The sequence below is a fragment of the Serratia sp. 22264 genome, from assembly GCF_052045345.1.
Lineage (GTDB): Bacteria > Pseudomonadota > Gammaproteobacteria > Enterobacterales > Enterobacteriaceae > Serratia > Serratia plymuthica.
Window position 1 is genome coordinate 244,470 of the sequence record NZ_JBQEOY010000002.1, and the last position, 19,309, is coordinate 263,778.

At 60.3% G+C, this 19,309-nt stretch carries 20 protein-coding genes; 14 read left to right on the forward strand and 6 right to left on the reverse strand.

Annotation, left to right across the window (positions count from 1 at the left end; genetic code table 11):
- Positions 1-76: 76 nt before the first annotated feature.
- Positions 77-1,204, reverse strand: coding sequence for an iron-containing alcohol dehydrogenase (locus ACTJJ1_RS12085; protein WP_440833839.1), 1,128 nt, complete (start codon positions 1,202-1,204; stop codon positions 77-79).
- Positions 1,205-1,480: 276 nt separating this feature from the next.
- Between ACTJJ1_RS12085 and ACTJJ1_RS12090 the strand changes: the two genes are divergently transcribed.
- From ACTJJ1_RS12090 to ACTJJ1_RS12100, 3 genes are all read left to right on the forward strand, one after another.
- Complete coding sequence (locus ACTJJ1_RS12090) at positions 1,481-2,239, forward strand: response regulator transcription factor (protein WP_004949839.1); 759 nt, start codon at positions 1,481-1,483, stop codon at positions 2,237-2,239.
- A gap of 100 nt (positions 2,240-2,339) precedes the next feature.
- A complete protein-coding gene (locus ACTJJ1_RS12095; protein ID WP_325987327.1) occupies positions 2,340-3,641 on the forward strand; it encodes an NAD(P)/FAD-dependent oxidoreductase in 1,302 nt (433 codons plus the stop codon).
- Positions 3,642-3,662: 21 nt separating this feature from the next.
- Positions 3,663-4,028 (forward strand): cupin domain-containing protein, encoded by a 366-nt coding sequence (locus ACTJJ1_RS12100; RefSeq protein ID WP_004949842.1) that lies wholly within the window; start codon positions 3,663-3,665, stop codon positions 4,026-4,028.
- Positions 4,029-4,069: 41 nt separating this feature from the next.
- On the opposite strand, the gene ACTJJ1_RS12105 is transcribed toward ACTJJ1_RS12100, so the two are convergent.
- From ACTJJ1_RS12105 to ACTJJ1_RS12120, 4 genes are all read right to left on the reverse strand, one after another.
- Entirely contained in the window at positions 4,070-4,876 is an 807-nt protein-coding gene (locus ACTJJ1_RS12105) for an alpha/beta fold hydrolase (RefSeq protein ID WP_208904604.1), read from the reverse strand.
- Between the two features lie 89 nt (positions 4,877-4,965).
- Positions 4,966-6,078, reverse strand: a complete 1,113-nt coding sequence (locus tag ACTJJ1_RS12110; protein ID WP_440833843.1) for a class II histone deacetylase — start codon at positions 6,076-6,078, stop codon at positions 4,966-4,968.
- Positions 6,079-6,092: 14 nt separating this feature from the next.
- The gene (locus ACTJJ1_RS12115) at positions 6,093-7,262 is read right to left on the reverse strand and encodes an MFS transporter (RefSeq protein WP_440833844.1); all 1,170 of its coding nucleotides are present in this window, start codon (positions 7,260-7,262) and stop codon (positions 6,093-6,095) included.
- Between the two features lie 141 nt (positions 7,263-7,403).
- The gene (locus tag ACTJJ1_RS12120) at positions 7,404-8,051 is read right to left on the reverse strand and encodes a response regulator transcription factor (RefSeq protein ID WP_006323452.1); all 648 of its coding nucleotides are present in this window, start codon (positions 8,049-8,051) and stop codon (positions 7,404-7,406) included.
- Between the two features lie 563 nt (positions 8,052-8,614).
- Between ACTJJ1_RS12120 and ACTJJ1_RS12125 the strand changes: the two genes are divergently transcribed.
- From ACTJJ1_RS12125 to ACTJJ1_RS12145, 5 genes are read left to right on the forward strand one after another with little or no spacing between them, the layout of a single operon-like run.
- Positions 8,615-10,108 carry an APC family permease gene (locus ACTJJ1_RS12125; protein ID WP_004949851.1) on the forward strand — a complete coding sequence of 498 codons (1,494 nt, stop codon included), beginning with the start codon at positions 8,615-8,617 and terminating at the stop codon, positions 10,106-10,108.
- A complete protein-coding gene (locus ACTJJ1_RS12130; RefSeq protein ID WP_440833847.1) occupies positions 10,083-10,670 on the forward strand; it encodes a DUF3156 family protein in 588 nt (195 codons plus the stop codon). Before ACTJJ1_RS12125 ends, ACTJJ1_RS12130 begins: the two co-directional genes overlap by 26 nt.
- On the forward strand, positions 10,663-11,445 hold the full coding sequence (locus tag ACTJJ1_RS12135) for an SDR family NAD(P)-dependent oxidoreductase (protein ID WP_409443567.1): 783 nt from the start codon (positions 10,663-10,665) through the stop codon (positions 11,443-11,445). The genes ACTJJ1_RS12130 and ACTJJ1_RS12135 overlap by 8 nt, the downstream gene beginning before the upstream one ends.
- A 10-nt stretch (positions 11,446-11,455) precedes the next feature.
- Positions 11,456-12,253, forward strand: a complete 798-nt coding sequence (locus ACTJJ1_RS12140; RefSeq protein ID WP_440833849.1) for a MoaF C-terminal domain-containing protein — start codon at positions 11,456-11,458, stop codon at positions 12,251-12,253.
- A gap of 3 nt (positions 12,254-12,256) precedes the next feature.
- Positions 12,257-13,045, forward strand: coding sequence for an SDR family oxidoreductase (locus tag ACTJJ1_RS12145; RefSeq protein ID WP_421415117.1), 789 nt, complete (start codon positions 12,257-12,259; stop codon positions 13,043-13,045).
- A 239-nt stretch (positions 13,046-13,284) separates the two neighbouring features.
- Here ACTJJ1_RS12145 and hpaR read toward each other — a convergent pair whose 3' ends face one another.
- Positions 13,285-13,737 carry a homoprotocatechuate degradation operon regulator HpaR gene (hpaR, locus tag ACTJJ1_RS12150; protein ID WP_006323464.1) on the reverse strand — a complete coding sequence of 151 codons (453 nt, stop codon included), beginning with the start codon at positions 13,735-13,737 and terminating at the stop codon, positions 13,285-13,287.
- 357 nt (positions 13,738-14,094) lie between these two features.
- Between hpaR and ACTJJ1_RS12155 the strand changes: the two genes are divergently transcribed.
- The 6 genes from ACTJJ1_RS12155 to hpaH are packed head-to-tail and all read left to right on the forward strand — an operon-like array spanning position 14,095 to position 19,303.
- Complete coding sequence (locus tag ACTJJ1_RS12155) at positions 14,095-14,727, forward strand: fumarylacetoacetate hydrolase family protein (protein WP_440833852.1); 633 nt, start codon at positions 14,095-14,097, stop codon at positions 14,725-14,727.
- Entirely contained in the window at positions 14,724-15,488 is a 765-nt protein-coding gene (locus ACTJJ1_RS12160) for a fumarylacetoacetate hydrolase family protein (RefSeq protein ID WP_004949862.1), read from the forward strand. Before ACTJJ1_RS12155 ends, ACTJJ1_RS12160 begins: the two co-directional genes overlap by 4 nt.
- Complete coding sequence (hpaE, locus tag ACTJJ1_RS12165) at positions 15,485-16,939, forward strand: 5-carboxymethyl-2-hydroxymuconate semialdehyde dehydrogenase (RefSeq protein ID WP_440833854.1); 1,455 nt, start codon at positions 15,485-15,487, stop codon at positions 16,937-16,939. Before ACTJJ1_RS12160 ends, hpaE begins: the two co-directional genes overlap by 4 nt.
- 37 nt (positions 16,940-16,976) lie before the next feature.
- On the forward strand, positions 16,977-18,050 hold the full coding sequence (gene hpaD, locus ACTJJ1_RS12170) for a 3,4-dihydroxyphenylacetate 2,3-dioxygenase (RefSeq protein WP_095559005.1): 1,074 nt from the start codon (positions 16,977-16,979) through the stop codon (positions 18,048-18,050).
- Between the two features lie 52 nt (positions 18,051-18,102).
- A complete protein-coding gene (locus tag ACTJJ1_RS12175; RefSeq protein ID WP_004949865.1) occupies positions 18,103-18,489 on the forward strand; it encodes a 5-carboxymethyl-2-hydroxymuconate Delta-isomerase in 387 nt (128 codons plus the stop codon).
- 10 nt (positions 18,490-18,499) lie between these two features.
- The gene (gene hpaH, locus ACTJJ1_RS12180; protein WP_440833857.1) at positions 18,500-19,303 is read left to right on the forward strand and encodes a 2-oxo-hept-4-ene-1,7-dioate hydratase; all 804 of its coding nucleotides are present in this window, start codon (positions 18,500-18,502) and stop codon (positions 19,301-19,303) included.
- Positions 19,304-19,309: the final 6 nt, after the last annotated feature.

A 19,309-nucleotide genomic window follows, 5' to 3' on the forward strand; every position in this document is an offset into this window, starting at 1 on the left:
ATGGCGATGCCGGTGAAAATCCAGCCGATGATACCCATTTCCGATCTCCCGCTATTGCTTTGATCTCATTATATTATCATTCGACGCGGAATGCGCCTTCGATCATCAGTTGCCGTTGCGCGGCGGTATAGTCGATCAAGGAGTTCTTGCTGTTGGATTTTTCCAGCGTCACCGCCAGTTCGTCGCCGGAAATCGGCAGGTCATCCTGCCAGAACGGCGCGATGGCGTTGCGGGTAATAAACTCGATCAGATAGCGTTCCGGGCTGTCTTGCTGTTCGGGGAACAGGCGTGCGGCCAGATCGCTCATCAGCGCGCACTGTTGCGGCTGCTCGCTTTGCGCCAGCAGTTCGAGGAACGGCAACAGCAGGCGGCCGCAGACCTGGCCGTGGTGGTAATCGTGCAGCGCGCCAATCTCGCCGGCAATGCCGTGGATCACCCCCAGCCCGGCGGCGCTCAGCGTCAGCCCCCCCAGGTACGAGGCCTGCATGATGGCTTCACGGGCGCGATCGCTGCGGTTGAGCGCCGGCCAGGCATCCAGGAAATGGCGGATGCCGGTCAGCGACATCTCGCGCGTCATGGCGCTGGCGGCTTTGGACAGATAGGCTTCGAACAGGTGGGTAAAGGCGTCGATGGCGCAGTAAGCCAGTACTTTGTCCGGTGCGCCCTGCAGCAGTTGCGGATCCAGGATGGCAGTATGCGGCACGAAGTTGTTATGGCGCAGCGAGGCTTTCACCTTGCTGATCCGGGTATCGGTGATCACTGCGTTTTGGGTCACTTCACTGCCGGTGCCGGCAGTGGTCGGGATGGCGATCAGCGGCAGGGTGGCGCCGCTGATTTTGGTGTCGCCGATCTTTTCCATATAGCGCAGGGTCGGCAGCGGATGTTCCACTAAAGCGGCAAACGCCTTGGCGGCATCCAGCACGCTGCCGCCGCCAATGGCCACCACGCGCAATGCCTTGCCGCGCCAGCGCGCGACCCAGGCGTCGATCTCCTGCGGCGAGGCTTCGTGGCTGACGATCTCGGTGCCGATCAGCAGCGGCGTCAGGGCATCTGCCAATGAGGAATATACCGCGCCATTGAGGAATGAACGGCAACTGAACAGCAATGTCGGCTGGGGATCGGCGGCCAGTAATGGGATCAGTTGGCTAATACTGCCGTGGCCGAACCAGGTATGCCGGTTGGCGATCGTCAGGCTGGTGGTCATGTTCTCTCCTTGGCGCGGTAAAACCACAGCATAAGCCAGCCTCGTCGGAGGAACCACTGCTTTTCACTGCCGGAAACCCATTCATTAACATATTAACCAGGCCCGTGGGTGACGGGGTGCCATAATCTGGCGAAGCTGTGATTTGTTTAACATGCAAGCAAGCGAAACCTTGCATTTGGCGCTGTTGAATGCTTTTTATAACAAGCGGGCCATGGCGCTGCCGGTTTTATCCGAAACAAGGTAATTGTTAATTTATTAATGATGGCGAGGGCGGATATGAGTATTCAGGTCGAACGGTTATCGGCGGTGATTGACGCGGTTGCGACACCCAGGTTTTATCCCAGCCTGCTGGCCTGGATGGAAGCTTTCTTCGCCTTCGACAACGCCATTGTTTATGCCTTCGAACGAGGCCGTGCGCCGCGTTGCCTGCTCAAAACCGAGCAAGAAAACAGCGATGCGGTCAACCAAATCTACCAGCGGGGCGCTTACCTGCAGGATCCCTTTTACCAGATGCTGAACGGTGGCGGCGGCGGCGAGGTGTTTTCGCTGCGTCAGTTGGCGCCATGCGGTTTCTATCACACTGACTATTACCGTAATTTTTACCGTAAAACCGGTTGGCACGACGAGGCCGGCGTGCTGCTGCCACTGACGCCGGAACGCGGATTGGGGGTGTTTTTCGGTTCGGCGCGCCAGACGGTGGGGATGCGCTATCCGCAACTGGCGGAGTTGAGGAGTGCGTTGACGCTGCTCAAAAGTATCGCGCGCCTGCATGGCGAAGTGGTCGCCGCGCCGGTATCGCCGGATACGGCGGAGGACAAAACCCGACAGGTGCGCTATCTGTTGACCCCGCGAGAACGCGAAATTGTCGATCTGATCCTGAGCGGCTGTGGCTCGCAACAGATTGCCGACCGGCTGTTCATCAGCCTGGGGACGGTGAAAAACCATCGCAAGAACATCTACGGCAAGCTGGATATCGGTTCGCAGGCCGAACTGTTCAACCTGCTGTTGGCCGGGCCGAACCGCCGCAGCGCATAATGTTAATTTTTTGTAGCAAATGTCCCTAAGGGGACATGGCGGCTTTGCCGGCCGCTCCCGATAATCCGCTGTAGGGCATAGGGTCTTCGGGAGTGCGGCAGTGAACAATAATATCGAATCGTTAACTTACTACGCGGCAACCAAAAAGTACGATCTGCGCTTCCCGACGCTGGAAGACGATCTGGACGTTGACGTGGTGATCATCGGTGGCGGCTTCTCCGGTATCAATACCGCGCTGGAGCTGGCGGAGCGGGGCATCACCAACATCGCCATTCTGGAGGGGCGCCATTTGGGCTACGGCGGCACCGGGCGCAATGGCGGGCAGGTGATGGCCGGCATCGGTCACGATCTGGAAAAAATCAAACGTCACGTCGGCCCATCCGGGCTGGAAACCATCTTCAAAATCAGCAACCTCGGCGCCGGCATTATCCGTGAGCGCATCAAGAAATACGCTATCGACGCCGATTTCCGCTTCGGTTACGGCTATCTTGGCAGCAATGCGCGCCAGGAGAAAACCCTGCGCAGCTGGTTGAAAGAGTTCAAGGCGGTATCGCCAAATGAAGAGATCGAACTTTATACCGGCGCGGAAGTGAAGCAGGTGGTGGGATCCGATGCCTACACCTGCGCATTGAAGCACATGGGCGGCGGGCACGTGCATTCGCTCAACCTGCTGTTGGGCGAGGCCAAGGCACTGAGCGGCTACGGCGTGAAAATTTTCGAAAACAGCAGCGTGCTTAACGTCGAGTACGGTTCGCGCATTAAGGTTCGCACCGCCATGGGCTCGGTGCGCGCCAACAAGATGCTGTGGGCGTGCAACGGCTTTCTCAACGGCATGGAGCCGTTTATCCATAGTAAAACCATCAACACCTACGCTTTCCAGTTGGCAACCGAACCGCTGCCCGAGGAGTTGATCCGGCGCATCAGCCCGATCCGCGGTGCTTACAGCGATATTCGCCCGGTGATCGATTACTACCGTGTCACCAATGAAAACCGCCTGCTGTTCGGCAGCGCCACCCGCTTGATCGAATACATTCCGGCGGATCTCAAAGCCTGGAACCGCAACCTGATGCTGAAAGTATTCCCGTACCTGCATGACGTGAAGATCGATCTGGCCTGGGGCGGGCCGCTGTGCTGCAGCGCCAACCTGTTCCCGCAGATCGGTACCTTGCCGCAGCACGACAACGTGTTCTACGTACAGGGCTATTCCGGCTTTGGCGTAACGCCAAGCCATATCGTCTGCAAGGTGCTGGCGGAGGGCATGAGCGAAGGATCCGATCGTTACGATCTGATGAGTTCGATCCCGCACGTCAACATCTTCGGCAAAGATCGGCTGCGCCGGGTGATGACCACCGCCGGCAAGGCCTGGCACCAGACATCCGGCTACTGGAAAGGCCGCCGTTAATTCTTATCAGAGGAGAAAGACATGAAACCATTACTGCTTAAGCAGCCGCTGCCTGAACTGCTGGAGATTGGCAGCGTCAGCAACCTGGGTGCCAGAGTGATCGCAGGCTCGCCCAACGTCGGGGTAGCGACTCTTTTCGGTGAGCCGACCGATAACCTGAACTGCGGCGTTTTCAGCTGTACGCGCGGCACCTTCGTGATGGAGTATCCGTTTGCCGAACACGCCACCGTGTGGGAAGGGACCGCGACATTGACCGATGAGAACACCGGGAAGTCCGTGCAGTATCAGGCCGGGGATTCGTGGTTTGTCGAAAAGGGCACGCCGGTGCGCTGGGAAATCACCTCCGATCGTTTTGTAAAACACTATCTCGCCATCGTCGAAGGTTGATCTCACCGTTAGCCCCTCTCCGCCGGGAGAGGGGAAATCCGCTATCCCAGCACCCGCTCGATAAAGTCGGTGACCCGCTTCAATATCTGATCTTTGTTGGTTTCGTTAAAACTCTCATGCCGCCCGCCGGGGTTGATCATGGCGTCGAAATCGCTGCCTTTCAGCCGATCGATGGCGGTCTGCGATTCGGCCATCAGCACCAGCCGATCGTCATCGCCGTGTATCCACAGCGTAGGTAGCGTACCGAAACCCGGCCCTGCGTTGATTTTTGCCAGGATCTGCTGCATGGCGCGCAGCGTCGGTCGTTTGAATGGCCCGTGCCACACCAAAGGATCGGCCTGATAGGCTTCGCCAACGGCCGGATCGCGCGACAAAGTGGCGGTATCCAGCGGTTCGTTCGGGATAGCGGGCAGATCAAGCAAGTCGGAGATCAGGGTTCTTTCGCCGATCAGCGGGCCGGATAGCACCAGTGCGCGGATACCTTCGCGATAACGCTGGGCATAACGAGTGGCGATCATGCCGCCCATCGAATGGCCGATGACCACCAGCGGCACGTCTGGGTGTAGCTGCTGAAAATGCTCTACTACGCGGCGAACATCGTCGACTACGGCGTCGTAATCCTCAATCAATACGCGCTCGCCCTGCGACAACCCGTGGCCGAGATGGTCGGGGCCAAACACGCGTGCGCCCTGTGCCGCCAGCGTACGCGCCACGTATTGATAACGGCCGAGATGCTCGCCGTAACCGTGTACCAGCAGCGCCAAAAAGCGCGGCCGATCGCGGCTCCAGTCATGCACGGCAATATCGCCATGGCCACCTTTGATAAAGCTAATCTTTTGTTCAGACATAATATTTTCTCGTCGGCAGGATAACGGAAACCCTATTCAGCGTAGCGGCAATGGCGTAGGGGCACAACCTGCGGCGCCTCAGAGGGAAACTACAGTTTGAACTGCTGCGCCAACCGATCGATGGCGTCGCGTTGAAACAGGTTGAAGGCGTCACGCGGCTGCTGTTGCCGGATAAAATCCAGCAGCGGATCCTGCACTTCGGTGCGAATGCCGCTGAGCTGTTCCATCACCGCCAGGCCGCAGAACGGCACGTAGGATTCGGCGTAGCCGCCCTCATGAACCATCACCAGTTTGCCGCCGCACAGGCGATCGGCGGCGTCTTGCGCCAGCGCGGTCATGCTGCGAAAGCTGTCGCTGTGCAACTGCATGCGCGCCAGGGGATCGATGGCGTTGGCGTCGTAACCGCAGGCAATAATAATCAGTTCAGGCTGAAACTGTTCCAGCGCCGGGATCACTATCCGTCGCAGAGCGTAGAGGTAGCCGTCGTCGCCGGTACCGGCCAGCAGCGGAATGTTGATGTTACAGCCTTCCCCCGCGCCTGCGCCGCGATCCTGCTCGCCGGAATAGCCGGCCGGGAAGCAGCCGTCCTGATGCAACGACAGCGTCAGCACATCATCTCGCTGCCAGTAGATATGCTGGGTGCCGTTGCCGTGATGCACGTCCCAGTCGAGCACCGCCACCTTGCCCAGGCCGTATTGGGCCTTGGCGCGCTCGATTGCAATCGGGATATTGGCCAGAAAGCAGAAACCCATCGATTGGTCAGGCAGGCAGTGGTGACCCGGCGGGCGCGACAGCGCATAGGCGTTGTCCAGCTCAGCTTGCAGCACCGCCTCGACCGCCGCGCAGGCCAGCCCGGCGGACAGTTTCGCTATTTCATAACTGCCCGGGCCCAGCGGGGCTTCTTCCCCCAGCATGCCGCCGCCGTTGTCGCTTAACTGTTTGAAACGTTGCAAATAGTCGGCCGGGTGAATGCGCAGCAGGTCTTCGTCAGTGGCCAGTTCGGCGCTCAGCAGCCTGAGCCGGCGCGACAGGCCGGAGACGTCCATCAGGTTTTTCATCCGCCGTTTGGTTTCCGGCGATTCCGCATGGCCCGCCCCCGAAGGGGGTTGAACCCAACCGCCGACCGGCAGCGTAGTGGCATGCAGGCCGGTACTGTGCCAGAAACAGCGTTCATCAAAGAAGAAACCGGTTTTTCTTTTCACCTTTTTACTCCTGGTCAATGGCGCGGCGTGCGCGGTGAAGCTAACAAAATCAATAACAGCGACAGCAGCGCGCAGCCCAGCGCGCCGATCAACAGGGCGTCGAAGCCACCCGAAGATTCAATCAGGTAGCCGGCCAGCGTTGGGCCAATCGCCATGCCGCCGCCAATCACCAAATTGATGTTATTCATCAGCTTGCCGTTATTATCCAGCCCGGCGACGCGGGCCAGAATAAACGGCAGGACAAAGGTCCAGGTAAACTTGAACAGCACCGCCGCCACCGCGAAACGCAGCAGCAAGGGGTCACGGATCAGCAGCGCAATGCCGGCGATCAACAGGCCGTAGCCCAGCCAAATCAGTCCGTTGCCACGGCGGCGTGCGCTGATAAACGCGGCACTGCCGGCGCCGACGATGCCAAACAGGGTGGCGGCAGCCAGCACCTGGCCGCTGTTGACCGGCGAAAGGCCGGCCGCGGCGGCGATACTGCCGATAAAGGTCCAGACCGCGCTCAGGCTGATATAAAAGCTCAGTACCGCCATCACGGCGAAAACTTTGCGGAACCAGGGAGAGGCGGCGGAGCGCAGCGCTGCGTGCGTCGGGTGAAACCCGGCTGGGAAGGCGCGGATCAGGGGCAGGCAGCACAGCATGATGGCCGCCAGAATCAGATACACCGCCATCAGGCCGAAATGAGCGAACAGCGGGGGCAGCACCAGTAGCCCGACCGCACCCAGCACCAGTTGGCCCAACACCCAGAAGGCGTAGACCCGGCTGGGGTTGGCGGTGCCGCCCGCGCAGGTGATGCACAGGATCATCAAGGTGCCGCCCGCCATCGAAGCGATAAAACGCAGCCCCAGCAGCAGGGTGAAATCGCCGATGAGCGCCGAGGCCAGATTGCCGGCGATAAACACCGCTGCCGCCAACGCAGCGACCCGGCGCCAGTTAACGCGGCTTATCCACCACCACGCGGGCAAGGTCGCCAGGCTCATGGCACCCAATTCGGTCGAAAACAAGTGGCCGATTTGCGCTGGGGTGAGCTGCCACTGGCCGGCTAACTGCGCCGCTATCGCCGGGGCGGTCATCAGGATGCCCGGCGCAATGGCGGCAAAAATAATAATGGCGGTCAGCAGCCGTGGCGGGCAGGGGATAGCCGCCCCGGTTGAGGGTACAGAAACTGAATCACTGGACATAATAATTATCCCCGCAGGTTAAACCTGAATCAGATATCGCCGCGATGCCGTATTTTGGGCAGGCGGAAACCGCGCCATGGATAGCGAATAATTAACGAGTTTATTTTTACCTGTTATAAGCCATCGTTATGGCTGTATTCATTAACCCAGGGCAATAAAGCTGCTGGCCACCAATTCGGTGCGGTTTGCTACCTCGGTTTTGGCAAAGATATTGCGCATATGGGTTTTCACCGTCGAAAGTGAAATGCCCAGCTTCAGGGCGATGCGTTTATTGCTGGCCCCTTCGCGCACCATATTGACGATCTCCTGCTCCTTGGCGGTCAGCAACTGGGCTTCGCCGCCGGGCAGCAGATCGCGCGTCGCCAGTTCTATCAGCGGCAGTACCGCCCGCAGGCGGCCACGCTCCACCTCGGTAAAGGGCGTATCGCGGATCAAGGACACCCCGGCGATAATGCGTTTACGCTGGCGGATAAAAATCTCCGTCATATCGCGCATGTCATTCGGCAGCATAAAGTCATGATAATAATGGCGGTTATTGGCGATCGCCGCCGGGCTCATGCCGACCATGCTGATATCCTGCTGATGGAAATTGGCGGGTTTGAGCGGATCAATCTGCTGAAAATGGGTCAAATACTGCTGATGCGTCTTATCGGAAATGCCGTGCAGAATATAGTGGTCTGGCCGCAGATCTTGATTGACCAGGTAAAACACCCCGGCGGACACCGGGATCAAATGCGCAATGGTGGTCAGACAGCTGTTGATAAAGGCATCGGATGATGTGCTGTGCATGATTCATTTCCCTCCTTTACCTACCCTGCGTTCTGGAGAATGCGTCGTTCAATATATGAACGATTCCAGCATAGTTGTAGCAATTCGGTAACACAATAAGAACATATTAACAACGTGAGCCTGATTGCAATAAAATACATAAATAACAAGGCAACGCCCCCCGTTTGGCTGGGGAATGGGCGGCCTTGCGTCAATATTTAGTTAATATATTAACGAATGGTATGCCTCCTTCCCGCTGAATTTAAAGTGATTTCCCCTGCCAGGGGGACGGCGCTGCGCGTATCGCCGGTTGGCGACCCCTCTTCGCTCGCTGCCGGCGGCTCGTTCCTAAGAACGATGGACAGACGCGCTATTCCCCGCATTCTCTCGAAAATCCCCTCCGCGAGATTCAAACCATAACGGTTGGCCGGGCTAAAAAGATAAGAGGAAAAAGCTATGGTTCGGCCTCGTCCTTAAGGACGATAGCCAGTATTTTCCTTTCCTCTCTATAGTGAGATCACCGCTAATTGCGGCGTAAACCTGCACAAACAACACCAGGGCAAAAACTATAAGAGGAACTACCCATGAACCTGTCGTCGCGGCTTCATGCCCACCTTGAACGGGGCAAGGTCGGATTCCCCACTACGCTGGCCAGCTCGGTCGGGGTGATTATGGCCAGTCCGGTGATCCTCACCGTCACCAGCGGTTTCGGTATTGGCGGCGATACCTTCGCGCTGGCGATGCTGATCGCCTTTATCATGATGCAAGCCCAGCTCACCACTTTCTCGGAGGCGGCGGCGATGCTGCCGACCTCCGGCTCGGTGTATGACTATATCGCCTGCGGCATGGGCCGCTTTTTTGCCATTACCGGCGCGCTGTCGGCCTATCTGATCGTGCATATCTTTGCCGGCACCGCCGAGACCATTCTCTCCGGCATCATGGCGCTGGTGAATTTCGAACACCTCAACACCCTGATGGAAACCCACAACGCCTCCTGGATGATTGGCGTCGGGTTGGTGATCCTGTTCGGTCTGCTCAATGCGTTTGGCATCGAGGCGTTCGGCAAGGCGGAGATCGTGCTGACTTTCGCCATGTGGAGCACTCTGGTGATTTTCGGTATCGCCGGGCTGCTGTCGCCGCATGCGGTGCCGCTGGAAGGCTGGTTCGGCAGCACGCTGAGCCTGAGCGATCCCTTTGCGGTGTTCAGCCTGATCGGCATGGCGATGTTTATGTTCGTCGGCTGCGAACTGGTGACGCCGATGGCGCCGGAGATCAAAGGCTCCGCCAGAGTGATCCCGCGCGCCATGTCGCTGGGGCTGTGCGGCGTGGCGGTCTGCATGGCGCTTTACGGCGCCGCGCTCAGCCATCAGGTGGAGAACGTGGTGGTGGATGCCGCCAACGGCGTTCACTTGCTGGACACGCCGATGGCGATCCCGGCCTTTGCCGGGCAGGTGATGGGCGAGTTCGGCAAATATTGGCTCGGTATCGGGCTGCTGCTGGCCGGGGCGGCGACCATTAATACGCTGATGGCGGCGGTGCCGCGCATTCTGTACGGCATGGCGTTGGACGGCGCGCTGCCGCGCATCTTCGCTTATCTGCACCCGCGCTTTAAAACCCCGGTGGTGGGCATTCTGGTGGCGGTGCTGATCCCCTGCGTACACGCCTTCGTCATTCAGGGCAATCTCGAGCGCATTCTCCCGCTGGTGCTGGCGGCGGTGTGCGCCTGGGGTGTGGCCTACTTGCTGGTGACCTGCTCGGTGGTGATCCTGCGTATTCGGCGGCCGGATCTGCCGCGCGCCTACAAATCGCCGTGGTTCCCGCTGCCGCAAATCGTCTCCAGCATCGGCATTGTGCTGGCGATTATCTACATCACTCCGCCGGGCATGAACCCGCGCGACGTTTATATCCCCTTCAGCATCATGATCGGCCTGACCGCCGCCTATGCGCTGTTCTGGACGCTGTGCGTGCAGAAGGTCAACCCGTTCAAACCGGTGCCGGTCGAACAGGTGCTGGAAACTGCCTTCGCCAAAACGGAAAACGAGGAGGCGCAGTTTGATCGGCTTACTTCCCTCACTTAATCGCGTGTGGCGGCGGCAGCCGGCGGGTTATCAGCCGGGGGTGACGCTCACTCGGCTGGCGCAAAATCTTCAGCCCTATGCCTGCGAACGCCTGGCGCCGTGCCAACTGCGCTTGACGCTGCCGCAGGGGCCGGTGATTGAGGTCAGCGAACGGGTTAGCGCGCTGTTTATGGCGCATATCGTCAGCCACCGCTTCCGCCTGCAGGGGGCAAGCACGTTGGCCGAGCCGCTGACGCTGCGCATCACCGCCGGTGGTTGGCTGCGGCGGCGGGGCGTGGTTTATCGCGCCACCCGCGACAATGCCACGGCGCAGCGGGTGATCGACGCCTTGCAGCGTTATCCGCAGATTGGCCAGACGCTGACGCAGCTCGATTTCCGCAGCATCCAACTGAGGGTGGCCGACAGCCGCTGGTGGCTGGATATCGAACATTTTGCCGCGTCTGAAGTGGTCAGCCGGTTGCCGGCCGGCCGTCGCTACCTGCGGCTGGAGCCGGAACAGCGGAGGTTGTTGCTGAGCAGCCTGCTGATGATCGGCCAACTGATGGAGAAACTGGATGAATAGAGTGGTGGTGATTACCGGCGGCGGCACCGGCGTGGGGGCTGCCTGTGCCCGGCGGCTGGCCGCTCAGGGCGACAGGGTGTTTATCATCGGCCGTCGCCGCGAACCGCTGGCGCTGCTGGCCGAGGAAATCGGCGCCGTGGCGCTGGTGGGCGACGCGTCGAGCGGCGAAAGCTGGAATACCATCCTGCTGCCGGCCATTTTGCGGCAGGGCGGGCGCATCGATTGCCTGATCGGCTGCGCCGGCGGCATGGGGGTTGGGCGCATTACCGACACGAGCGACGCGCAGTGGCAAGGCGCGTTGGACAGCAATCTCAACAGCGCTTTCGCCAGCGCGCGCGCCTGCCTGCCGGAACTGGTGAAAACCGGCGGCAACCTGCTGTTTGTCGCCTCTATCGCCTCGCTGGCCGCCGGACCGGAGGTGTGCGGTTACGTCACCGCCAAGCATGCGCTGATCGGGCTGATGCGTTCCATCGCCCGCGACTATGGCCCGCTCGGGGTACGCGCCAATGCGGTGTGCCCCGGTTGGGTGACGACGCCGATGGCGGACGAGGAGATGCAGCCGCTGATGGATGCCCATCGGATCTCGCTGGAGCAGGCTTACCGGATGGTGTGCCGCGACGTGCCGCTGCGTCGCCCGGCCAGCGCGGAAGAGATCGCCGGCGTCTGCCGTTTTCTCTGCTCGGCCGAGGCGTCAATCATTACCGGTGCGGCGCTGGTGGCCGATGGCGGCTCTACCATCGTCGACGTGCCGACGTTGGCTTTTACTTCCCTTTAAGGAGAATCAGATGAGTACAGAGGCGGTATTTATTCAGGTTGGCGCACTGGCGGAAGGCTTTGCGCCGCACAGCAACACGCTGGAACGGCAGCTCGGGCTGAGCGGCAGCACGCTGACATTGCATTTTGCCGATGGCGAAACGCTGAAGTGTCATTTTACCGATGATCAAAGGCTGAACTGGGGCGCGCGCACGGGTATTGCTTATCGTGCCACCAGCATTCGCTCCGGTATTTTGTTTATCGATTTTCTCGATCCTTCGCAAGACAACGCCAGCATGACGCTGGTGTGCGATCGCAATCAGGGCAATTTCACCCTGGTGTACGGCCAATTGCCGGATGAACGGCAAACCCGGCTGGATGCTTTCAGCCGCGTTGAACAAGGCTTGCCGCTCACGGCGGTCAACGCCGAATTCCGCTTCGGCACGCTGGATAATGCGGCGGCCGCGTTGCCGCATTTCACCGACGAATTGATCGGCATGCGCAATATGTACACCTACAGCCCGACCGAACGTTACGAGCACATCTACCTGAACGACAATTTTTACGCCTGGCAGTGTCTGGACGGCGTAGAGAAAGGGCTGGCGGACGTCGATCGTTGTCATTATGTGAAAGTCGCCGAGCAGCTTTACCTGTTCGTGTGGCGCGAGAAGATCGTGCCGACGCTGGGCGTGGTGATGATCGATCTGCAGGCGATGCGGACCGACGGCAAGATCCTCGGCTATCAGGGCAGCGACTTCAGCGCGCTGAGCAATTTTGCGGTGGGCGCTCATGCGCAGGTGCTGAATACCACCCGTCATCCCAGGGGGTAGCCGATGAACGCAACCTATGCGGCCGATGCCTTCAGTGGCCAGGTGGTGTTGGTGACCGGCGGCGCTCAGGGCATCGGGCTGGCGATTGTCGAAGCTTTTGCCCGCCTGGGCGCGACGGTGGTGATGGCCGATCTGCAACTGCGCAAGGCGCAGGACGCGGCGGAGAGCTTGCAGCGGCAAGGTTGGCGGGTGCAGGCCGTGGCCTGCGATGTGGCCGACGCGGCGCAGATTGCCGAACGGGTCGCGGCGGTGGGGGAGCAGTATCGGCGGCTGGACGTGGTTGTCCACAATGCGGCCTACTTCCCGCTGACGCCGTTTGCCGACATTGACGCCCCGCTGTTGCAACGCACGCTGAGCGTCAATCTGATGGCACCGTTCTTTCTGGCGCAGGCGGCGCTGCCGTGGATGCGCCGCCAGGGCGGCTGCGTGCTGGTGACCTCGTCGGTGACCGGGCCGCGGGTGGCTTATCCGGGGCTGGCACACTACGCCGCTTCAAAGGCGGGCGTGAACGGGTTTATTCGTGCGGCGGCGCTGGAGCTGGCGCCGGCGGGCATTCGGGTTAACGGCGTGGAGCCGGGGATGATCCGCACGCCGGCGATGGCCAATTTGGGCGGCGCGGCAGTCAATCAGGCGATTGCCGCCGCCGTCCCGCTCGGGCGGCTGGGGGAGCCGGAAGACATCGCTGCGGCGATGGTGTTTCTCGCCTCGCCGGCGGCGGCCTATATCACCGGCCAGACGCTGGTGGTGGACGGCGGCGCACTGCTGCCGGAAGCGAATTCTCTTCTTGCTTGACGCTGCAGCGTGGTTGGCTGCAGGCGTAACTAGCTGCGCCGAATAGTGCTACAGGTGGGGGTCATGCAGAACGCCGACGCGCCGTGAACCCGTCCCTGGGGGCTCGTATCGCGCATCCCTGCGCTCAACGGTCGGCTAACCTGCCATGACGCCCACCAACCTCAAGCTTAGGGTGTAGCGGTATTAAACACAGCTATTTAGCTGCAACGCCCGTTCATTGAGGACGCCGATTCATTGAATCATTTCTTGGTGGGATGGGCCGTCACGTTGGCCGGCAGTTTGTCGCCCAGGGTGATCAGCTCGTCCAGCAACGTCATCAGTTGATCCATCTTCTGCTGCGAAAACGCGGCTTCAATCTCGCGGTAACCCTGTTCCACCTGATGGCGTGCCACGTCGTACAACTCCTGGCCCGGCTGGGTCAGCGAAACGTACAGCTTGCGCTGATCGTTGACCGGCTTCAGGCGGAAAATCAGCTTATCGCGCTCCATGCGCGACAAAATGCCGGTCAGGCTGGGGCGCAGGATGCAGGTCTCCGCCGCCAGTTCGTGGAATTCAATCGAACGGCTGTCGGCCAGCACGCGGATGATGCGCCACTGCTGTTCCGTCAGATTGTGGCTTTTCAGGATCGGGCGGAAAAACCCCATGGCGGTTTCACGCGCCTGCAACAGGGCAATGGTTAAGGATTCATGCATAGATTTGGCCTTTACTGTCAAGGTGTTCGGTATGTCGGCCCTGATTCTGGGGCCCCAGCATGCTGGGACCACGAGCGCAATAGAGTACGCCCCTGCCAGGCCTGATTTATTAATAACTTAATAATAGCCAGATTTACCCCAACGTATAAAGCGAAAAAGCGGCTGGCGGGTAAAAATACGCCAAAAAATGATTAATTATTTGAATAATAACGCCAATGTTCCGCAGTTGTGAATATTTTGTTATCAGGATCACAAATCAATCCAACCGCGTTGCGTAAATCGTAAACAGCGTATAAAACTAATCGTTAATATATTAATGAATGCCGGTTGTCATGTTCTGTCACGAGAGGAGTTTGCATGAAAGGCACCGTATTTTCCGTCGCGTTGAACCACCGCAGCCAGATTGACGCCTGGGATCAGGCGTTCCATCAGCCGCCCTATAACACCCCGCCCAAGACCCCGGTGTGGTTTATCAAACCGCGCAATACCCACCTCGCCAACGGCGGGGCGATCCCGTTCCCGGCCGGTGAGAAGGTGCAAAGCGGCGCTACGCTGGCGGTGGTGATCGGCGATACCGCCCGCAAGGTACCGGCCGAGCGGGTGGCGGACTATCTGGCGGGCTATGCGCTGGCCAACGACGTCAGCCTGCCGGAAAGCAGCTTCTACCGCCCGGCGATCAAGGCCAAGTGTCGCGACGGTTTTTGCCCGCTGGGGGATATCGGCCAGCTGGCGGCGACCGGCAAGCTGGAGATCGTCACCGAAATCAACGGCGTGGAGCGGGATCGCTGGTCGACGGCCGATCTGGTGCGCTCGGTGCCTGAACTGATCGCCGCCATCAGCGATTTCATTACCCTGCAACCGGGCGACGCGGTGCTGATTGGCACTCCGCAGCAGCGGGTGGATCTCAACCCGGGGGATGAAGTGACGGTACGCGCCGCCGGGCTGCCCACGCTGACCAACCGCGTGACGCAGGCAGGAGAATTATCATGAGACACGCCCGTATTCGCCATCATGGCCAGATTGTTAACGCCCGCGTGGATGACCAACTGCGCGTTACCCTGCCGGACGGCACTGTGTTGCAGGAACGGGACGCCGAGTGGCTGCCGCCGGCGCAGGGCACGGTGTTCGCCCTGGGGTTGAACTACGCCGATCACGCCAGCGAGCTGGAATTCAAGGCACCGGAAGAACCGCTGGTGTTCCTCAAGGCGCCGAACACCCTGACCGGCCACCGCCAGGTGTCGGTACGCCCGGCCGGCGTGGCGTATATGCACTACGAAGCCGAGCTGGTGGCAGTGATCGGTAAAACCGCCCGCAACGTCAGCCGCGAACGGGCAATGGAGTACGTGGCGGGTTATACGCTGTGCAACGACTACGCCATCCGCGACTATCTGGAAAATTACTATCGACCGAACCTGCGGGTGAAAAGCCGCGACACCCTGACGCCCATTGGGCCGTATATCGTCGATCGCGATGACATTGCCGATCCGCACCGCCTGGCGCTCAGCACCTACGTCAACGGCGAGCTGCGCCAGCGTGGCAGCACCGCCGACATGATTTTCGATATCCCGTTCCTGATCGCCTACCTGAGCGAATTTATGACGTTGCAACCGGGCGACATGATCGCCACCGGCACGCCGAAAGGGCTGGCCGACGTGCAGCCGGGCGACGAGGTGGTGGTGGAAATCGAGGGCATCGGCCGTCTGGTTAACCACATCATCAGTGAAAAAGATTACGAGGAGAGCCTGCGATGAAAACCATCAACCATTGGATCAACGGCAAGAACGTCGCCAGCAAAGAGTATTTCACCACCTGCAACCCGGCCAACGGCGAGGTGCTGGCGGAGGTGGCGTCCGGCGGGCAACGGGAGATCGACCAGGCGGTGGCCGCCGCCAAGGCCGCGTTCCCGAAATGGGCCAATACGCCGATGAAAGAGCGTGCGCGTCTGATGCGCCGTCTGGGCGAGCTGATTGACGAGAACGTGCCGCAGATCGCCGAGATGGAAACCGCCGATACCGGCCTGCCGATCCACCAGACCAAAAACGTGCTGATCCCGCGAGCCTCGCATAACTTCGAGTTCTTCGCCGAAATCTGCCAGCAGATGAACGGCCGCACCTACCCGGTGGACGACAAAATGCTCAACTACACGCTGATCCAGCCGGTCGGGGTGTGTGCGCTGGTGTCGCCGTGGAACGTGCCCTTCATGACCGCCACCTGGAAAACCGCGCCCTGCCTGGCACTGGGCAATACTGCGGTATTGAAAATGTCCGAGTTGTCGCCGTTGACCGCCGATCGCCTGGGCGAACTGGCGCTGGAAGCCGGCATCCCGGCCGGGGTGCTCAACGTGGTGCAGGGCTACGGCGCTACCGCCGGCGACGCGCTGGTGCGCCATAAAGACGTGCGGGCGGTGTCCTTCACCGGCGGCACCGCCACCGGCCGCCGCATCATCGAGAGCGCCGGGTTGAAGAAATTTTCCATGGAGCTGGGCGGCAAATCGCCGGTGCTGATTTTTGAGGATGCGGACATCGAACGCGCGCTGGATGCCGCGCTGTTCACCATCTTCTCGATCAACGGCGAACGCTGCACTGCCGGTTCGCGCATTTTCATTCAGGAAAGCATTTACCCGGAATTCGTCAAACGTTTCGCCGAACGCGCCAACCGCCTGCGCGTGGGCGATCCGCAGGATCCCAACACCCAGGTGGGGGCGCTGATCAGCCCGCAGCACTGGGAAAAAGTCTCCGGCTATATCCGCCTGGGGGTGGAAGAAGGGGCGACCCTGTTGGCCGGCGGCCCGGAAAAACCGGCCGGGCTGAGCCACGGCAACTTCCTGCGCCCGACGGTGCTGGCGGATGTCGACAACCGGATGCGCGTCGCGCAGGAGGAGATCTTCGGGCCGGTGGCCTGTCTGCTGCCGTTCAAATCGGAAGAAGACGGCCTGTGCATGGCCAACGACGTGGAGTACGGCCTGGCGTCCTACATCTGGACGCAGGATGTGAGCAAGGTTCTGCGTCTGGCCCGCAATATTGAAGCGGGCATGGTGTTCGTCAACACCCAAAACGTACGCGATCTGCGCCAGCCGTTCGGTGGCGTGAAATCCTCCGGCACCGGCCGCGAGGGCGGCGAATACAGCTTTGAGGTGTTCGCCGAGATGAAGAACGTGTGCATTTCCATGGGGGACCACCCAATCCCGAAATGGGGCGTCTAAGCCTCAGGCCACAACAAAAACGAAAGAGATGAGAACGATGACGATAAAACTTACCACCCATGCTGTCCCTGCTCCCGACGTTGTGCGCTGTGCCTATATGGAAATTCAGGTAACCAACCTTAAAGCGGCGCGCGAATTCTACGTCGACATCCTTGGCCTGGTGGTTACCGCCGAGGATGAGAAAACCCTGTACCTGCGTTCGATGGAAGAGTTTATTCACCATAACCTGGTGCTGCGCGAAGGCCCGGTGGCCGCCGTTGCGGCCTTTGCTTTCCGCGTGCGCACGCCGGAAGACGTCGACCGCGCCGAAGCCTATTTCAACGCCTTGGGCTGCCGCACCGAGCGCCGGGTGAAGGGCTTCGTCAAAGGCATCGGCGATGCGGTGCGGGTTGAAGATCCGCTCGGCTTTCCGTACGAGTTTTTCTACGACGTGCAGCACGTCGAACGCCTGGCCTGGCGTTACGATCTCTACACGCCGGGTGCGCTGGTGCGCCTTGATCACTTTAACCAAATTACGCCCGACGTCCCGCGAGCTGTGGAATACATCCAGGGGCTGGGTTTTCGCGTGACGGAAGATATCCGCGATGAAAACGGCGTGGTTTACGCCGCCTGGATGCGCCGCAAAGCCACGGTGCATGATACCGCGATGACCGGCGGGGCCGGGCCGCGCATGCATCATATCGCCTTCGCCACCCATGAAAAGCACAACATTCTGGCCATCTGCGACAAGCTCGGCGCGCTGCGTAAATCCGATTTGATCGAACGCGGCCCCGGCCGCCACGGCGTCTCCAACGCCTTCTATCTCTATCTGCGCGATCCCGATGGACACCGGGTGGAGATCTATACCCAGGACTACTACACCGGCGATCCGGATAACCCGACCGTGACCTGGGATGTGCACGACAACCAGCGCCGCGACTGGTGGGGTAACCCGGTGGTGCCGAGCTGGTACACCGAAGGATCGCAAGTGTTGGATCTCGACGGCCGGCCGCAGCCGGTCATCGAACGCAGTGCGCCAAGCGAAATGGCCGTCACCATCGGCGCAGACGGTTTTTCCTACACCCGCGAGGGCGACAAGGAAAAAGGCTTCAAGCTCGGCAACACCCTGTAACCACCGCCGCGCGGGCGGCTTGCCCGCGCAAATTCGCCGTTCGGAGATTGCTATGCCGCATTTTTATGCTGAATGCACCAACAACATCCGCGAAGAGGCCGATCTTCCCGCCTTGTTCGCCAAGGTCAATCAGGCGCTGGCGGACACCGGCATCTTCCCGCTGGCCGGGGTACGCAGCCGCGCCCTCTGGCTGGACACCTGGCAGATGGCCGACGGCAAGCAGGATTACGCCTTCGTGCATATGACGCTGAAGATCGGCCACGGCCGCAGTCTGGAAAGCCGCGAGCAGGTCGGCGAGATGCTGTTTGCGCTGATCAAGGAACACTTTGCCGCGTTGATGGCCAGCCGTTATCTGGCGCTGTCCTTCACCCTTGAAGAGCTGGATCCGGTGCTGAATTACAAGCAGAACAATGTCCATGCGCTATTTCGCAAAGAGTAAGGGGCCGTAAATGTTGGATAAAGAGCTGATTAGCCGCGCCGTGCAGCGCTTGCACCAGGCGGAACAGAGCCGCGAACAGATCCGCGCGCTGTCGCTGGATCATCCCGAGATCACCCTTGAAGACGCTTATGCCATTCAGCGGCAGTGGGTGGCGCTGAAGATCGCCGAAGGTCGTACGCTGAAGGGCCATAAGATCGGCCTGACCTCGCGCGCCATGCAGGTCAGCTCGCAGATCACCGAACCGGATTTCGGCGCGCTGCTGGACGACATGTTCTTCAACGACGGCAGCGACATTCCAGTCGATCGTTTTATCGTGCCGCGCGTCGAGGTGGAGCTGGCGTTCGTGTTGGTCAAACCGCTGCGTGGGCCGAACTGCACGCTGTTCGACGTGTACAACGCCACCGATTACGTCATTCCGGCGCTGGAGATCATCGATGCGCGCAGCCATAACGTCGATCCGCAGACCCAGCGGCCGCGCAAGGTGTTCGACACCATTTCCGATAATGCCGCCAACGCCGGGGTGGTGATGGGCGGCCGGCCGATCAAACCGGACGCGCTGGACCTGCGTTGGATCAGTGCGTTGCTGTACCGCAACGGGGTGATCGAAGAGTCCGGGGTGGCGGCGGCGGTGCTCAACCACCCGGCCAACGGCGTCGCCTGGCTGGCCAACAAGCTGTTCCCGTATGACGTAGAGCTGGAGGCCGGACAGGTGATCCTCGGCGGTTCCTTTACCCGGCCGGTGCCCGCGCGGCGCGGCGATACCTTCCACGTTGATTATGGCCCGATGGGTTGTATCAGCTGCCGGTTCGTTTAAGGGGGT

What these genes read in the sequence shown, in the direction of transcription:
- ACTJJ1_RS12085 (WP_440833839.1), bottom strand. Translation starts at nt 1,204, where the DNA reads ATGACCACCAGCCTGACGATCGCCAACCGGCATACCTGGTTCGGCCAC.
- ACTJJ1_RS12090 (WP_004949839.1), top strand. Translation starts at nt 1,481, where the DNA reads ATGAGTATTCAGGTCGAACGGTTATCGGCGGTGATTGACGCGGTTGCG.
- ACTJJ1_RS12100 (WP_004949842.1), top strand. Translation starts at nt 3,663, where the DNA reads ATGAAACCATTACTGCTTAAGCAGCCGCTGCCTGAACTGCTGGAGATT.
- ACTJJ1_RS12105 (WP_208904604.1), bottom strand. Translation starts at nt 4,876, where the DNA reads ATGTCTGAACAAAAGATTAGCTTTATCAAAGGTGGCCATGGCGATATT.
- ACTJJ1_RS12115 (WP_440833844.1), bottom strand. Translation starts at nt 7,262, where the DNA reads ATGTCCAGTGATTCAGTTTCTGTACCCTCAACCGGGGCGGCTATCCCC.
- ACTJJ1_RS12120 (WP_006323452.1), bottom strand. Translation starts at nt 8,051, where the DNA reads ATGCACAGCACATCATCCGATGCCTTTATCAACAGCTGTCTGACCACC.
- ACTJJ1_RS12125 (WP_004949851.1), top strand. Translation starts at nt 8,615, where the DNA reads ATGAACCTGTCGTCGCGGCTTCATGCCCACCTTGAACGGGGCAAGGTC.
- ACTJJ1_RS12135 (WP_409443567.1), top strand. Translation starts at nt 10,663, where the DNA reads ATGAATAGAGTGGTGGTGATTACCGGCGGCGGCACCGGCGTGGGGGCT.
- ACTJJ1_RS12140 (WP_440833849.1), top strand. Translation starts at nt 11,456, where the DNA reads ATGAGTACAGAGGCGGTATTTATTCAGGTTGGCGCACTGGCGGAAGGC.
- ACTJJ1_RS12145 (WP_421415117.1), top strand. Translation starts at nt 12,257, where the DNA reads ATGAACGCAACCTATGCGGCCGATGCCTTCAGTGGCCAGGTGGTGTTG.
- hpaR (WP_006323464.1), bottom strand. Translation starts at nt 13,737, where the DNA reads ATGCATGAATCCTTAACCATTGCCCTGTTGCAGGCGCGTGAAACCGCC.
- ACTJJ1_RS12155 (WP_440833852.1), top strand. Translation starts at nt 14,095, where the DNA reads ATGAAAGGCACCGTATTTTCCGTCGCGTTGAACCACCGCAGCCAGATT.
- ACTJJ1_RS12160 (WP_004949862.1), top strand. Translation starts at nt 14,724, where the DNA reads ATGAGACACGCCCGTATTCGCCATCATGGCCAGATTGTTAACGCCCGC.
- hpaE (WP_440833854.1), top strand. Translation starts at nt 15,485, where the DNA reads ATGAAAACCATCAACCATTGGATCAACGGCAAGAACGTCGCCAGCAAA.
- hpaD (WP_095559005.1), top strand. Translation starts at nt 16,977, where the DNA reads ATGACGATAAAACTTACCACCCATGCTGTCCCTGCTCCCGACGTTGTG.
- ACTJJ1_RS12175 (WP_004949865.1), top strand. Translation starts at nt 18,103, where the DNA reads ATGCCGCATTTTTATGCTGAATGCACCAACAACATCCGCGAAGAGGCC.
- hpaH (WP_440833857.1), top strand. Translation starts at nt 18,500, where the DNA reads ATGTTGGATAAAGAGCTGATTAGCCGCGCCGTGCAGCGCTTGCACCAG.